Origin of the sequence: Ramlibacter paludis (assembly GCF_022012305.1) — a bacterium.
Classification (GTDB): domain Bacteria; phylum Pseudomonadota; class Gammaproteobacteria; order Burkholderiales; family Burkholderiaceae_C; genus Ramlibacter; species Ramlibacter paludis.
Genome location: NZ_JAKLTM010000006.1, coordinates 132,091 through 146,700, shown reverse-complemented (window position 1 = coordinate 146,700; position 14,610 = coordinate 132,091). Strand labels below are relative to the sequence as shown.

The 14,610-nt window shown below is 68.6% G+C and carries 11 protein-coding genes; all 11 read left to right on the top strand.

Annotated features, from left to right (window positions below; all coding sequences use genetic code 11):
- Window positions 1-4 precede the first annotated feature (4 nt).
- Window positions 5-3,559, top strand: coding sequence for a type VI secretion system membrane subunit TssM (tssM, locus tag LZ009_RS20220; RefSeq protein ID WP_275699779.1), 3,555 nt, complete (start codon window positions 5-7; stop codon window positions 3,557-3,559).
- A gap of 18 nt (window positions 3,560-3,577) precedes the next feature.
- Window positions 3,578-4,345 carry a type VI secretion system-associated protein TagF gene (tagF, locus tag LZ009_RS20215; RefSeq protein ID WP_275699778.1) on the top strand — a complete coding sequence of 256 codons (768 nt, stop codon included), beginning with the start codon at window positions 3,578-3,580 and terminating at the stop codon, window positions 4,343-4,345.
- A 112-nt stretch (window positions 4,346-4,457) separates the two neighbouring features.
- Complete coding sequence (locus tag LZ009_RS20210; RefSeq protein ID WP_275699777.1) at window positions 4,458-5,633, top strand: type VI secretion system protein TssA; 1,176 nt, start codon at window positions 4,458-4,460, stop codon at window positions 5,631-5,633.
- Between the two features lie 37 nt (window positions 5,634-5,670).
- Window positions 5,671-6,183, top strand: a complete 513-nt coding sequence (gene tssB, locus LZ009_RS20205) for a type VI secretion system contractile sheath small subunit (RefSeq protein ID WP_275699776.1) — start codon at window positions 5,671-5,673, stop codon at window positions 6,181-6,183.
- A gap of 26 nt (window positions 6,184-6,209) precedes the next feature.
- Window positions 6,210-7,712: a type VI secretion system contractile sheath large subunit gene (gene tssC, locus LZ009_RS20200; protein WP_275699775.1), complete on the top strand. Its 1,503-nt coding sequence runs from the start codon at window positions 6,210-6,212 to the stop codon at window positions 7,710-7,712.
- A 40-nt stretch (window positions 7,713-7,752) separates the two neighbouring features.
- Window positions 7,753-8,244: an Hcp family type VI secretion system effector gene (locus tag LZ009_RS20195; RefSeq protein ID WP_275699774.1), complete on the top strand. Its 492-nt coding sequence runs from the start codon at window positions 7,753-7,755 to the stop codon at window positions 8,242-8,244.
- A 56-nt stretch (window positions 8,245-8,300) separates the two neighbouring features.
- A complete protein-coding gene (locus LZ009_RS20190) occupies window positions 8,301-9,089 on the top strand; it encodes a type VI secretion system accessory protein TagJ (protein WP_275699773.1) in 789 nt (262 codons plus the stop codon).
- Complete coding sequence (locus tag LZ009_RS20185) at window positions 9,086-9,553, top strand: type VI secretion system baseplate subunit TssE (RefSeq protein WP_275699772.1); 468 nt, start codon at window positions 9,086-9,088, stop codon at window positions 9,551-9,553. The genes LZ009_RS20190 and LZ009_RS20185 overlap by 4 nt, the downstream gene beginning before the upstream one ends.
- Window positions 9,554-9,561: 8 nt before the next feature.
- Window positions 9,562-11,424 carry a type VI secretion system baseplate subunit TssF gene (gene tssF / locus LZ009_RS20180; protein ID WP_275699771.1) on the top strand — a complete coding sequence of 621 codons (1,863 nt, stop codon included), beginning with the start codon at window positions 9,562-9,564 and terminating at the stop codon, window positions 11,422-11,424.
- Window positions 11,388-12,569, top strand: coding sequence for a type VI secretion system baseplate subunit TssG (tssG, locus tag LZ009_RS20175; RefSeq protein WP_275699770.1), 1,182 nt, complete (start codon window positions 11,388-11,390; stop codon window positions 12,567-12,569). The genes tssF and tssG overlap by 37 nt, the downstream gene beginning before the upstream one ends.
- On the top strand, window positions 12,569-14,608 hold the full coding sequence (locus LZ009_RS20170) for a type VI secretion system Vgr family protein (protein ID WP_275699769.1): 2,040 nt from the start codon (window positions 12,569-12,571) through the stop codon (window positions 14,606-14,608). Before tssG ends, LZ009_RS20170 begins: the two co-directional genes overlap by 1 nt.
- Window positions 14,609-14,610 lie beyond the last annotated feature (2 nt).

The following is a 14,610-nucleotide window of genomic DNA, read 5'->3' as shown; positions in this document are numbered from 1 at the left end:
CGCCGTGAGCTCCCTACCCTGGAAACGCCTGGCCATCGGCGCCTTCGTCGTCCTGTCGCTGGCCCTGCTGGTCTGGTTCGTCGGTCCCCTGGTCGCGGTGGGCCAGCCGCGCATCCTCGAATCGGGGACGCGGCGCGGGATGATCGTCATCCTGCTGCTGCTGCTGTGGGCCGCCATCGAACTGACGCGGGTGCTGCTGGTGCGCCGGAAGAACCGCAAGATGATCAGCGAGCTCGCTTCGGGCGGCGAAGAGGAGTCGCTCTCGCGGCTGGAGGCGGAGCAGCTGGCGCAGCGCTTCGCCACCGCGCTCGACGTGCTGAAGGCGCAGAAGTTCGGCGGCAAGTCCAGCGGCAAGCTGCTGTACCAGCTGCCCTGGTACATGTTCATCGGCGCGCCGGGCTCGGGCAAGACCACCGCGCTGGTGAACTGCGGGCTGCGCTTCCCGCTCGCGGCGCCGGGCTCGCAGGCCAGCGCCGTGGGCGGCATCGGCGGCACGCGCAACTGCGACTGGTGGTTCACCGACCGCGCGGTGCTGATCGACACCGCCGGCCGCTACACCACGCAGGACAGCAACGCCAGCGTGGACCGCAGCGCCTGGACCACCTTCCTGCAGCTGCTGAAGAAATACCGTCCGCGCCAGCCGATCAGCGGCATCCTCGTGACTTTGAGCGTGAGCGACCTGATCGGCTTCACGCCCGACGAGCGCCAGCGCTACGCGCAGGTCGTGCGGGCGCGGGTCGACGAACTGCAGAAGGACCTCGGCCTGCAGTTCCCGGTCTACGTGCTGGTCACCAAGTGCGACCTGGTGGCGGGCTTCAGCGAGTTCTTCAACACCTTCGACGCCGACCAGCGCGCGCAGGTCTGGGGCGTTTCCTTCGACCTCGACATCCGCACGCGCCAGTCGGCCAATCCGCGCGAGCAGTTCGACAAGGAATTCCCGGCGCTGCTCGGCAAGCTGAACGACCTGCTGCTCGCGCGGCTGCAGGAAGAGCGCGATTCGGACCGGCGCACGGTGATGTATCCCTTCCCGCAGCAGTTCGCCGCGCTGGGCCCGCTGGTCTCCGAGTTCCTGGCCGCCGCCTTCGCCGACTCGAACTTCAACGACAAGGCGCTGGTGCGCGGCGTCTACTTCACGAGCGGCACGCAGCAGGGCGCGCCCATCGACCGCCTGCTCGGCTCGCTTTCGCGCACGCTGGACATCCCGGCCACGGCGGCGACGTCGGCCAAGGGTGGCGGCGTGTTCGCCGGCGCGGCCAAGAGCTTCTTCCTCACCCGCCTGATGCAGGAGGTGATCTTCCCGGAAGCGGGCCTGGCCGGCTACAGCGAGCAGCGCGAGAAGCGCCTGCGCCTGCTGAACTGGGCGATGGTGTCGGTGGCCTTCCTGCTCGCGGGCGGGCTCGTCACGGCCTGGACCTTCAGCTACTTCTCCAACCGGCAAGGCCTGCTGGCCGCGGCCGAGGCCACGAAGAAAGCCAGGACCGCTGTGGCGCAGGTCGGTCCGCCTGCGCCGGCCGACCTGGCCGTGCTGGTGAGCGCCTTGAACAGCGTGCGCGCCGTTCCGCCCGCGGTGCATGACCCGGTGCGCGAGCCGCCCATGCGCATGGGCTGGGGGCTGTACCAGGGCGAGAAGGTGGAGGACCAGGTCGCCGAGCGCTATCGCACCGCCTTGCAGCAGGGGCTGCTGCCGCGGATCGCGCTGCACCTGGAAAGCATCATGGCCGCGCCCACCGTCAAGCCGGAAGGCGTGTATGCGGCGCTCAAGGCCTACCTGATGATGTACGAGGGCAAGCGGATGGATCCGGCCTTCTTTGTCGCGACGGTGGGCGATCTCTGGAACAGCGCAGGTGTCGACCGCGAACTGGCAAGCGCCGCGCGCGAGCACCTGATCGAACTGGTGCAGTCCAAGGACCTGCAGGTCGCGCGCTGGCATCCGGTCGACGAGAAGGTGGTTGCGGCCGCGCGCGATCGCGTGGCTTCCGCTTCCATGGTCGACCGTGCCTACAGCCTGCTGCGCCTGTCGGGCAACCTGGCCGGTGCCGGCCTGCGCCTGAGCGAAGTGGTGGGGCCGGCAGGCGTCGGCGTGCTGCAGCGCGCCTCCGGCGTGTCGCTGGCCGACCCGATCGACGCCGTCTTCACGCGCGAAGGCTACCTGCGCGCGGTGCGCCCGCGCATCGGCGACCTGGTGAAGGACCTGGCGAAGGAAGAGGCCTGGGTGATGGGCCCGCGCGCCTCGGGCGTCGCGGCCGGCACCAACACCAAGGAGCTGGAGGCGGCAGTGCTGCAGCGCTTCCTGGCCGACTACCGCGCCACCTGGGAAGGCGTGCTGCGCGACGTGCAGGTGCGCAAGATCGACGGCATCCGCTCGGCGATGAACGTGTCGCAGGTGCTGGCGCAGTCCGACTCGCCCCTGAAGCGGCTGGTGGTGGCGGTGGCGGAGCAGACGCGCCTGAGTCCGTCGGCGAACGACACCAAGGCGATGGCGGTATCGGCGGCATCGGAAGAAGCCAAGCGCAAGCTGCGCGACGCCGCGGCCAACGCCACCAGCGGCATCTTCGGCAGCCAGGGCAGCCAGGTGGCCGGCACGGTGCTGCCGCAGGGCGACCCGTTGCGCGCGCAGGAACTCGCGTTCGAGGAGCAGTTCGCTGGCCTGCGGCGCCTGGCCGGCGACGGCAAGAGCCCGGGCGAGATCGACGCCGCCATCGCGCTGATCAACGACATCTTCAATGAACTGGTCGCGATGCAGCAGCGGCTGGCCTCCGGCCAGGGCATCAAGGAGATGCCGCAGGGCCTGGCGCGCGCCAAGGCCTCGGCCGACCGCTTCGGCCCGCCGGTCTCGGGCGTGATCAAGGCAATCGCCGACTACTCCGAGCAGGAAGCGTCGGGCGGAGTGCGCAAGGAGGTGAAGGCCGGCGTCGGCGGCGCGGCTTCGATGTGCGCCCGCGCCATCCCCGGCAAGTACCCCTTCGTCCGCAGCTCGCAGCAGGACGCCGGCGTGCAGGACTTCGTCAACGTGTTCAAGGCAGGCGGCGACCTCGACGCCTTCTTCAACAGCAACCTCGCGCAGTTCGTCGACAAGTCGGGCGGCGTGTGGCGGCTGAAAGGCAGTGGCGAGTCCGCGCCGCCCGTGTCCGCCGGCACCCTGCGCCAGTTCCAGAACGCCGACGCGATCCGCACGGCCTTCCTCAACGGCGGCGCATCGCCCGCGGTGACCGTCGACGTGGCGGTGGTGTCGGGCGACGGCGAAGTCACCATCGACTACGACGGCCAGAGCTACAAGCTGCGCGTGGGTTCGGGCAGCGCGCGGCTCGCGTGGCCCGCCAAGCCGAACGCCCGGCTTTCGATCGGCGGCCAGCCGGTGGCGGCCGCCGAAGGGCCGTGGGCGCTGTTCCGCCTGGTCGACAAGGGCGCGATCGATCCGGCCAGCACCGGTGACAAGGTGCGCGTGAGCTACAGCGCGCCAGGCGGCTCGCGGGCGCAGCTCGAACTGCGCACCGGCAGTGCGGCCTTCAATCCCTTCCGCCTGCGCGAGCTGGAAAGCTTCGGCTGCCCGCGCGAATAGCCGACCACGAGAACACGCATGCCTGCCATCGGCCTGTTCGGAAAGATGCCCAGCGTCGGCGACTTCGTCAGCCGCGGCTTCTCGCCCACGCTGTGCGAAAACCTCGACCACCTGCTGCAGACGGCGCTGCAGGCCACGACCAGCGAGGGCGCCGAAGCCCGAGACGTGATGGCGCAAGCCAGTCCGGTGATGGTCTCGATCCGCCCCAGCGCCCTGTGCGCGACCGGCTTCGCGGGACTGTGGTTTCCCTCGCGCGACCGCGTGGGCCGCGTGTTCCCGCTGTGCGTGGGACTCGAGACCGAAGCCGACCAGTCCCAGGTGCCGCTGCTGTGGCCCACGCGCGGACTCACCGAAGCGCTGTGCGGCGCAGTGGTGCAGGTCCTGCAGGCCGGCGGCGGCCCGGACGAACTGCTCGCTGCCTTGCCCGCGCTGGCCGAATGGCAGGCCGCGGCCACGCGGGGAATCCCTTTCAGCGACGTGGGCGACGAGACCGTGCCCGACGTTTCCTACCGCGGCAGCCTGTTCGCACTGCCCGGTCCGGAAGCGCGCATGTCGCTCGCGCAGCGCGCGCTGTGCAGTCGGCTGCCCTGGGTCGCGCAGACTTTGGGCACGGTGGTGGGGCCGGATGGCAACTCGGCCTGGTACTTCGGCAGCCGCACGATGCTCACGTGGACCCCGTTTGCCGCATTGTTCGATGGACGCTGGCCGCATTGGGAGTGGACCGTCGGCGATGGCTATGGCCGCGACGACAGCACCTTGCCTCCTTCGGAAGTAGGAGCGCGCTAGATGTTCCCTGCTACCACCATTGACAACGACCGGTCCGGGTTTCATAGTGAATCTCGGAGGTCGCTGCACTGCGCGCAGTCATACGCAGGCCGCTCGAAACGGTGCCGACACGATGTTCTCTGAAAAGCTGATCCAGTCCGTTTCGGAGGCTGCTCCCGCAGGCGAGGAGGCCGTCTACACGCCCGCCTTCCAGGAACTGAACGCGCTCGCCGAGTACCTCGCCGCGCGCCTGGAACTCGGCGAACTCGAACGCCTCGCCCGGCTCGATCACCAGGGCGAGAACGCGGAATCCGATGCGCGCGTCGCGCAGGCCAACGCGGAAGACGGCCGTGCCAAGGTCGCGCGCGCCGAGGCCAACGTCAAGGAAGTCACCGGCAAGGCGCCGTCGGCCGATGGCGCGCGCAACGAACTGCGCAATCGCGCCGAGAAGATGCTCGGCGAAGTCGGCAAGGACCTGCGCGTGGTGCAGCAGCTCACGCTGGCCTGGTTGATGGAGCAGGGCGTCACCGGCCTCGGCGACGGATTCCGCCTGATCGACGCACTGCTCGAACAGTACGGTGCCGACGTGCATCCCCGGCCCGACGAGGATGACCCGAGCGACGTGTCGGCGCGCGAGATGGTCATCTCCGAGATGCTGCAGGGCGCGCCCTTCGTGCAGGCACTGCGCGAGTGCGAGCTGTTCGGCGCCAACGGCGGCCGTCTCACGGGGCGCGACGTCGAGGTGATCGACGGCCGGCTCGACGACGACCGCGGCGGCGGCGCGCGTTCGGTGGCCGAACTCACATCCATTGCGCTGTCCATCGACGGCACGCCCGAAGGCTCGAACAACGCGCTGCGCGCCGCCATCGAGAACATCGACGCCTGCCAGCAGGCGATCACGGCGGTGGTCGATCGCTTCTCGCCCGGCGCATTGCACGGCGACCGCGTGCCCAAGCTGCTGCAGCGCGCGCGCGGCCTGCTCGATTCCGCTTTGCAATCCGATGCAGCTGCCGAAGAGGCGCCTGCGCAGTCGGACGACGGCGGCATCGCCCCCATCGTCACGCGCGGCGGCAACGGCGCTGCCTCGGGTCCGCTGCGCAATCGCGACGACGCGCGCCAGCTGATCCTGCAGATCGCGAAGTTCCTCGAGGAAACGGAGCCCAGCCACCCGGCGCCGTTCTTCCTGCGCCGCGCCGAGCGCCTGCTCGGCGCCAAGGACTTCTTCGCGATCATGCGCGACATGTCCCCCGACGCCATCGCGGAGATGGAGCGCATCACCGGCCACCGCGACAGCGGCGATTCCTACTGACAGCCAAACCGATTCCCCCGACGCAAAGGACTTTCCCATGAGCACGAGCAGCCAGAAATTCATCGCCCGCAATCGCGCGCCGCGGGTCCAGATCGAATACGACGTCGAGACCTTCGGCGCCCAGAAGAAGGTGAACCTTCCCTTCGTCATGGGCGTGATGGCCGATCTCGCGGGCAAGAGCGAGACCGACGAAGCCAAGAAGGCGGTCGGCGACCGCAAGTTCCTGGAGATCGACGTCGACAACTTCGACAGCCGCATGGCGGCGCTCAAGCCCAAGCTGTCCTTCAAGGTCGACAACACGCTGACCGGCGAGGGCCAGATCCCGGTGGAGATCGAGTTCGAGAGCATGGAGGACTTCACGCCGGCCAAGGTGGCCGCCAAGGTCGACGCGCTCAAGAAGATGATGGAAGCGCGCAACCAGCTCTCCGCGCTGCTGACGTACATGGACGGCAAATCGGGCGCCGAGGACCTGCTGGCCAAGGTCATGGCCAATCCCGACCTGCTCAAGAGCATCGCCGACCTGCCCAAGAACGACGCCGCCGCTTCCTGAAGCAGCACCACACCAGGAGTACTCACATGGCCACCCAGACCAACCAGACCAGCGCCCTGGCAACCGTCCAGGTCGAGGAAATGGGCGACCTTGCCAGCCTGCTGCGCAAGGAATTCAAGCCTCGCACCGACGGCGCCGAACAGGCCGTCTCGCAGGCGGTGCAGACGCTGGCGCAGCAGGCGCTGGCCGATACGCGCCTCCTGAAGGACGACGTCGTGCAGTCGATCGAGGCGCTGATCGCCGCCATCGACAAGAAGCTCGGCGCGCAACTGGACAAGATCCTGCACAACCCCGAGTTCCAGCAGCTCGAAGGCGCGTGGCGCGGCCTGCACTACCTGGTGAACAACACCGAGACCGACGAGACGCTCAAGATCCGCGTCCTGAACATCTCGAAGAAGGACCTGGGCAAGACCTTCTCCAAGTTCAAGGGAACGGCCTGGGACCAGTCGCCGCTGTTCAAGAACGTGTACGAGTCCGAGTTCGGGCAACTGGGCGGCGTGCCCTACGGCTGCCTGGTGGGCGACTTCCAGTTCGACCACAGCCCGCCGGACCTGGAGATCATGAAGGGCATGGCGCAGATCGCCGCGGCCGCCCACGCACCCTTCATCTCCGCGCCCAAGCCTTCGCTGTTCCAGATGGAATCGTGGCAGGAGCTGTCGAACCCGCGCGACCTGACCAAGATCTTCCAGACGCCCGAGTACGCCGCCTGGCGCAGTTTCCGGCAGTCGGACGACGCGCGCTACGTCGGCCTGGCCATGCCGCGCTTCCTGGCCCGGCTGCCCTATGGCGAGAAGACGAATCCGAGCGAAGGCCTGGCCTACGAGGAGTCGGTCACCGGCGGCAGCCACGACCAGTACACCTGGGCCAACTCCTGCTACGCGATGGCGACCAACATCGCACGCTCGTTCAAGTTGTATGGCTGGTGCACCTCGATCCGCGGCGTCGAATCCGGCGGCGCGGTGGAGGGCCTGCCCACCCACACCTTCAGCACCGACGACGGCGGCGTGGACACCAAGTGCCCGACCGAGATCGCGATCAGCGATCGCCGCGAAGGCGAGCTGGCCAAGGCCGGCCTGATGCCCCTGGTGCACCGCAAGAACAGCGACTTCGCCGCCTTCATCGGCGCGCAGTCGGTGCACCAGCCGGCCGAATACGACGACCCCGCGGCCAGCGCCAACGCAAACCTCGGCGCCTGCCTGCCCTACATCTTCGGCACCAGCCGCTTCGCGCACTACCTCAAGTGCATCGTGCGCGACAAGGTGGGCCGCAGCGACTGGAACACGGCCTCGGCCGTCCAGCGCAACCTGCAGAACTGGATCCTGAACTACGTCGATGGGGACCCGGAGGGTTCCAGCGAGGTCGTGAAAGCGACCCACCCGCTGGCGGCCGCCGAGGTCGTGGTGACGGAAAACAAGTCGAAGCCCGGGTATTACGGGGCTCAATTCTTCCTGAGGCCGCATTACCAGCTGGAAGGCCTCAACGCGTCGTTGCGTCTCGTGTCGGAGCTCCCGTCCCAGCGGGCTTCCTGAGACCTCGTTCCATTCCTCTCATCTTTAGGAGCCTCGCACCATGGCTGTCGACATCCACATCAAGATCGATACGATCCCCGGCAATTCCGAGATCAAGGGCTTCGAGGGCCAGATCCAGCTCGAAGCCTTCTCCTGGAACATGCAGCAGACCACGTCCTTCGGCCATTCGACCGGCGGCGGCGCGGGCAAGGTCAACATGGGCGACCTGCACTTCACCCACCACGTCGACAAGGCCACGCCCAAGCTGATGATCGCCTGCTGCGTCGGCACGCACATCAAGGACGCGGTGCTCACCTGCCGCAAGGCGGGCGGCGAGAGCTCGGTCGACTTCCTCAAGATCGAGCTGAAGGACGTGATCGTGTCCTCGGTGTCGCCCTCCGGCTCCAACTCCGGCGACACGCCCACCGAGTCGGTCACGCTGGCTTTCTCCGAGTACAAGATCGAGTACCAGGAGCAGGACAACAAGGGCGCCAAGAAGGGCGGCCCGGTGATCGCCGGCTACAGCGTGCAGAAGAACAGCAAGACGGCCTGACGGCCGGCCAGCGCGGTGCGGCGGCCGCCGCACCGCAACCCTTCCGGGACGCTTCCATGCCCACGCAATCCCTGGACCAGCTGTTCCAACAGGCCAAGGACCGCGCCAAGAGCGCGCCCGAGGACCTGGCCGCGCGCAGCGCGCTGTGGCAGATCTTCGCCGCCCGCGGCGAGATCGACCGCGCGCGCAAGCAACTCGAACTCATCCCCAAGATCGACAGCACCTGGCTGATCGAGGTGCAGGCCTGCCAGGGCCTGCTCGACGCCGAGGCGAAGCGCGAGGCCGTGTTTGCCGGCCGCGAGCCGCCGGCCTGCCTGGGCGAGCCGCCGGCGTGGTTCGGCGCGCTGGCCGCGGCGCTGCAGTGCCTGGGCCAGGGCCAGCACGAGGCGGCGATGCCGCTGCTGGCCGAAGTGTGGAACGGTGGCGAGGCCTGTCCCGGCCTGCTCAATGGCGTGCCGATCGAGTGGGTGCGCGACGGCGACGCCCGCATCGGCCCCTGTCTCGAGGTCATCGTGCAAGGCCGCTACCTGTGGGTGCCCTGGGAAAGGCTGATGAAGCTGGAGACCAGACCGCCGACGGAGGTGCGCGACCGCCTGTGGCAGCCGGCGCAGGTCCAGCTGTCGGAGGAGGGCGCCATCGAGGCTTTCCTGCCGGTGCGCTATCCCAACCCGCGCGACGATGCCGAACGCATGGCACGCCGCACCGACTGGCTGCCCCTGGGCGGCGAGTTGTACCTGGGCTACGGCCAGAAGTGCCTGGTGACCGATGGCGATCCCGTCGGCTACCTGGATCTGCGCGAGCTGACGCTGCAGCGGCCGACCCCGTCCACGGGCCGGCTGCAATGAACGTCTTCCTGCCCTGCCTGCTGGAACGCTGGTCCAGTGCCGGCGGCGCGCGGACCGGCGCCCGCGGCGTGCTGAACACCTGGCAGGACGTGCGGCGCGACGTGATGCGCAACATCGAGTGGCTGCTCAACACCGAGGCCCCTGCAAGCCTGGCGCACCGGCCGATTCCGCCCGCCGTGCAGCAGTCGGTGCTGTGCTTCGGCATCGAACCGTACTCGGGCCGGGCGCAATCGAGCCTGAGCCCCAGCGAGGTGGCCTGGAGCATCCGCGAGCGCATCATCGCCTTTGAGCCGCGCATCGACCGCCACAGCATCGAGGTGCTGGTGACCGACCGCGACGCCAACCAGCGCTTCAACAAGATGCGCTTCACGGTGGTCGGCGAACTGCGCGCCGACCCGATGCCGATCGAATTCATCGTGCAGGCCGAGATCGACACCGAGGACGGCTCGGCCCGGGTCACCTAGGACGCCCGATGGACCCGCGCATCATCGACCTGTACAACGAGGAGCTGCTGCACCTGCGCAGCGAGGCGGCCGAGTTCGCGCGCGAGTATCCCGACCGTGCGGCGGCACTGGCGCTCGATGACAAGCGCGTGGAAGACCCGTACGTCGAGCGCCTGCTGGAAGGCGTGGCCTTCCTGGCAGCGCGCGTGCGGCTCAAGCTCGATGCGCAATACCCGCTTTTCACGCAGCAGCTGCTGGACGTGCTGTTCCCCGGTTGGCTCGACCCGACGCCGTCTGCCTGCGTGCTGCGGCTGCAGCCGGACGCGAGCGGCGGCGAGCTTGGCGATGGACCCGTGGTGCCGCGCGGCTCGGTCGTGCGCGGCAGCATTCCCGGCAATTCCGACGTGCGCTGCGACTTCCAGACCACGCGCGACCTGCAGCTCCTGCCCATCGACCTCGTCTCCGCGCAATACGTCGCGGCGCGGCCGGAGGAATCGATCGCGCAGCACCAGTCGCAGCGCGCCCTGTCCAGCCTGCGCCTGGAATTCGAGCTGAAGGGCGACGGCAGCTTCGACGAGCTGCCGCTCGACCGGCTGCCCCTGTACGTTTCCGCGTCCGACGCCTACGGCAGCCAGCTGATGGAGCTGCTGGGTGGACGCTGCATCGCCATCGGGGTGTCGGCGCAGGCGCAGGCGCGCAGCTCGCACACCTGGCTGCCCGGAACCAGCCTCGTCCACGTGGGCTTCGACGACGACGAGGCCATGCTGCCGATCCCGATCCGCGGCCACACCGGCTTCCGCGTGCTCAAGGAATACGCCGCGCTGCCCGACAAGTTCCGCTTCGTCGAGCTCCGCGGACTGCGCAAGGCGCTGGCCGGCGTGCGCGGCAAGAAGCTGTTCCTGCACTTCCACTTCTCCGGCGTCTTCCCGCGGCTGGAGAGCGCGGTCAAGGCGCAGACCCTGGCGCTGTTCTGCGTGCCCGCCGTCAACCTGCGCGAGCGCCAGCTCGATCGCGTGGACGTGCAAGCGGGCCTTACCGAGTTCCAGCTGCGCGGCGACGCGATGCGGCCGCGCGACTTCGAGGTGATCCGGCTGCTGAGCGTGCTGGGCGGCGGCGGCGGCAGCGAGCGGCGCTTCGCGCCGGTGTTCGAGGCGGTTTCCAGCGGCCGCATGGGCAGCGGCAGCTACTACATGCTGCGGCGGGAACGCCGGCGCCTCACGCAGGCGGAGATGGTCGGGCGCTCGGTGACCTACGCGGGCTCCGAGCTGTACATCTCGCTGAGCGAGCCGGGCAGCGCGCCCTATGGCCGCGACCTGCAGTACCTGTCGGTGCGCGCGCTGTGCTCCAACCGCGACATGCCGCTGTACCTGAAGGCGCAACGGGCCGATGCGCGCTACGAGCCGGTCGACACCATCCCGGTCAAGCAGATCGACTGCCTTGCCGGCCCGTCGGTGCCGCTCACATCGCCGGTCGACGGCTACGATCCGTGGGTCGCCTTGAGCCACCTGTACGTCAACTACCTGTCGCTGTTCGACGCCGGCGACGGCAAGGGCGCCGACGTACTTCGCGCGATGCTGGGGCTGTATGCCAGCGTGCCGGGCCACTTCCTGCTGCGGCAGGCCGAGGGCTTGAACTCGGTGAGCGCGGAGCAAATCACGCGGCGCGTGCCGGGCGGCGGGCCGCTCGCTTTCGGCCGCGGCGTCGCGGTCAAGCTGTCGATGAACGACCGCGCCTTCGACGGCGGCTCACCCTTCCTGCTGGCAGCCGTGCTCGAGAACTACCTCGCCGCGCACGTCGCGATCAATTCCTTCGTCGAGACCCAGCTCGAGCTGGCGGATCGCGCGGAGTCCTTCCGATGGCCATCACGCTTCGGCCGCCGTCCGACCTTCTGAGCGAAGGCGTCATCGCCACCGACGGTTCCACGGAGCCGGCGGTGCTCGACGCTTTGCAGGCGGTGCTGGCGGCGCACGCGGCGCCGGTGGAACGGCAGGCGGACGCCTGGAGCGTCGACGCGGCGATCCAGGAGCTCAACTCCGGGCTGCGCGAGCTGAACCTGTTTGCCGCGCTGCGCCTGTTGCAGGCCGCGCAGCCGGAGCGCCAGCGCCTGGGCTACTCGCACGTCGCCGAGGAAGACCCGGTGCGCATCGACCAGGAACTGCGCCTGGACTTCGCGCCCACCGAGGTGAGCCAGGTGCAAGCCTCGCGCGGCGTCGCGACCACGCACCGGCCCACGGTCACGCAGGCGGCCGTCGGCCTGTTGGGACCCAACGGTGCGTTGCCTTACACCTGGACGGAGTACGCGCACGAACTTGCGCACTCGCCTTATCGCTCGGAGCGCGACGGCAGCTTCGTCGCGCTGGTCAACGTGGTGCAGCGCCGGCAGCTGGCCTTCCTGTACCGTGCCTGGCACGACAGCCAGGCGATCGCGGGCCTGGATCGGCCGGAGGACGGCCACCCGGTTGCCGACCGGCTCGAAGCGCTGGCGGGCCTGGCGCTGGCCGACAGCGGCAAGCGTGACAGCGTCGCACCCGGTTTCAAGACGGCTTTTGCCGCGGTGTTGTCGCGCCGCGTCCGCAGTCCGCAAGCCCTGGCTGCGATGCTGGCGCATTACTTCGACGCGCCGGTGCGGGTGGAGGAATTCGTCGCGCGCTGGCTGGACATTCCGACGCCGCAGCGCACGATGCTCGGAACGCAGTTCAGCACGCTGGGGGTCGATGCCGTGGCGGGCGCCCGGGTCTGGGACTGCGCCACTTGCTTCCGCATCTTCGTCGGCCCGCTGGACCTGCAGCGCTATCGCAGCTTCCTGCCGCACGGCGAGGCTTATGCGCAGCTGGCCGACCTGGTGGCACTGCATGCCGGCCCCGAGTTCGAATGGGAACTGGTGCCGGTGCTGCAGACCAGCGAAGTGCCCTACAGCTGGCTCGGCAATCGGGGCCTGCTGCTCGGGTGGTCGTCCTGGCTGGGCGTGCGCTACGACTCGCACGACGCCGCCGACCTCAACCTTCCCATGGCACCCAACCTCCAGCCGAGGACCTGATGGCCCGCCCCCTCGACGTCGAAACCCACCTCGGCCCGCAGTTCTTCATCCTGCTGGAATTCACCGGGCACGAGCACCTCTCGCGCCTGAGCGAGTTCACGCTGCGCCTGAAGTGCAAGCAGCCGGACATCACGCCGCAGCAGATGCTGGGGCAGAACCTCACTGCGCGGGTGGAGCTGTTCGGCAACAAGGCGCGCTATTTCAACGGCTACATCACGCGCTGGACCGGCGTCACCGAGCAGCGCGACTCGCTCGCGGGCGCGAAGGAAACCCGGGCCTACGTCTACGAAGCGACGGTCAGCCCCTGGCTGTGGTGCCTCACGCGCCAGTCGAACAGCCGCATCTTCCAGAACAAGACGGTGCCGCAGATCGTCGAGGAAGTGTTCAAGGCCTACGGCGGCCTGGCCAGCTTCAAGCAGAAGCTCAATGGGCGCTACCGCGACTGGGAGTACTGCTGCCAGTATCGCGAGACCGACTTCAATTTCGTCGCCCGGCTGATGGAGCAGGAAGGCATCTACTGGTTCGTCGAGCACGAGAACGGCAAGCACTCGGTGACGCTGGTGGACAGCAGCAGCGCGCACGAGCCTTATCCGGGCTACGACGAGGTGCGCTTCGACCGCGAGGACCGGTCGCGGCAGGAATTGCTCTCCACCTGGCAGGGCCGCCACGAGATCCAGCCGGACCGCTACGTGGTCGACGACTACGACCCGCTCAAGCCCCGCACCACCCTGCAGGCGTCGGCCGCCCGGCAGGCCAGGCACTCGATGGGCAGCTTCGAGTTCTTCGACTGGCCGGCGGAATACGAGAAGCCGTCCGAAGGCGAGTCGTATGCGCGCATCCGCATCGGCGAACTCGACACGCAGGCGCAGACCTTCGCCGGCTCCGGCAACGTGCGCGGCTTCCAGCCCGGCTGTTCGTTCACCCTGGCGCGCCATCCGGTGGAAACCTTCAACGGCAAGCAGCTGGTGGTGGGCGCGGTCTACTCGGCCACCGGCAATGCGGAGACCAGCGGCGCCAGCGCGGGCTTCGACTTCTCCTGCAGCATCACCGCCATCCCCTTCAACACGCAGTACCGGCCGCCGCGCATCACGCCCAAGCCGGTGGCGCAAGGCCCGCAGACCGCGACCGTCGTCGGGCCCGCGGGCGAAGAGATCTACACCGACGAACACGGCCGCATCAAGGTGCAGTTCCGCTGGGACCGCTACGGCACCGCCGACCAGAACGCAAGCTGTTGGATCCGCGTTTCGCAGGCCTGGGCCGGCAACGGCTACGGCGCCATCGCGCTGCCGCGGCTGGGCCAGGAGGTGATCGTCGAATTCCTGGAGGGCGACCCGGATTCGCCGATCGTCACCGGCAGCGTCTACAACGGCGAGAACAAGCCGCCCTACAAGCTGCCGGCCGAGAAGACGCGCTGGGGCCTCAAGAGCCGCAGCAGCAAGGGCGGCGGCGCCGGCAACTTCAACGAGCTGCGCTTCGAGGACAAGATGGGCAGCGAAGAGGTCTACCTCCATGCCGAGAAGGACCAGACGCTCTACACGCGCAAGAAGCGCACCGAGTTCGTCGGCGACGAAAGCCACCTGAACGTCAAGAAGGACCTGGTGGAGAAGCTCGAGGCGGACGTGCACCGCGACGTCCAGGGCGACGAGATGGTGAAGCTCGGAGGCGGCTTCCACGTGAAGACGGCTTCGGGCTGGGAAGGGAAGATCGGCAGCAAGTTCGCCGTCGACGCCGGGCAGGAGATCCACCTCAAGGCCGGCGCCACGCTGGTGCTGGAAGCGGGGTCGCGGCTGTCGCTGAAGGTCGGCGGCAATTTCATCGACATCAATCCCGGCGGCGTCTTCATCAAGGGCACCATGGTGATGGTCAACTCCGGCGGCTCCGCGGGCAGCGGCAGCGGCGCCTCGCCCAAGGCGCCCAAGAACGCCGAGGCCGCGCACGACTCCGAAGGCGGCACCGACAAGCCCATTTCGCAGAAGGCGGCGGTGCTCAAGGCGGCGCGCGCCTCGTCGACGCCGTTCTGCGAGATCTGCAACAGCTGAAG

Coding starts and splice junctions, on each gene's coding strand:
- tssF (WP_275699771.1), top strand. CDS start 9,562: ATGGACCCGCGCATCATCGACCTGTACAACGAGGAGCTGCTGCACCTG.
- LZ009_RS20170 (WP_275699769.1), top strand. CDS start 12,569: ATGGCCCGCCCCCTCGACGTCGAAACCCACCTCGGCCCGCAGTTCTTC.
- tssG (WP_275699770.1), top strand. CDS start 11,388: ATGGCCATCACGCTTCGGCCGCCGTCCGACCTTCTGAGCGAAGGCGTC.
- LZ009_RS20185 (WP_275699772.1), top strand. CDS start 9,086: ATGAACGTCTTCCTGCCCTGCCTGCTGGAACGCTGGTCCAGTGCCGGC.
- tagF (WP_275699778.1), top strand. CDS start 3,578: ATGCCTGCCATCGGCCTGTTCGGAAAGATGCCCAGCGTCGGCGACTTC.
- LZ009_RS20195 (WP_275699774.1), top strand. CDS start 7,753: ATGGCTGTCGACATCCACATCAAGATCGATACGATCCCCGGCAATTCC.
- LZ009_RS20190 (WP_275699773.1), top strand. CDS start 8,301: ATGCCCACGCAATCCCTGGACCAGCTGTTCCAACAGGCCAAGGACCGC.
- LZ009_RS20210 (WP_275699777.1), top strand. CDS start 4,458: ATGTTCTCTGAAAAGCTGATCCAGTCCGTTTCGGAGGCTGCTCCCGCA.
- tssB (WP_275699776.1), top strand. CDS start 5,671: ATGAGCACGAGCAGCCAGAAATTCATCGCCCGCAATCGCGCGCCGCGG.
- tssC (WP_275699775.1), top strand. CDS start 6,210: ATGGCCACCCAGACCAACCAGACCAGCGCCCTGGCAACCGTCCAGGTC.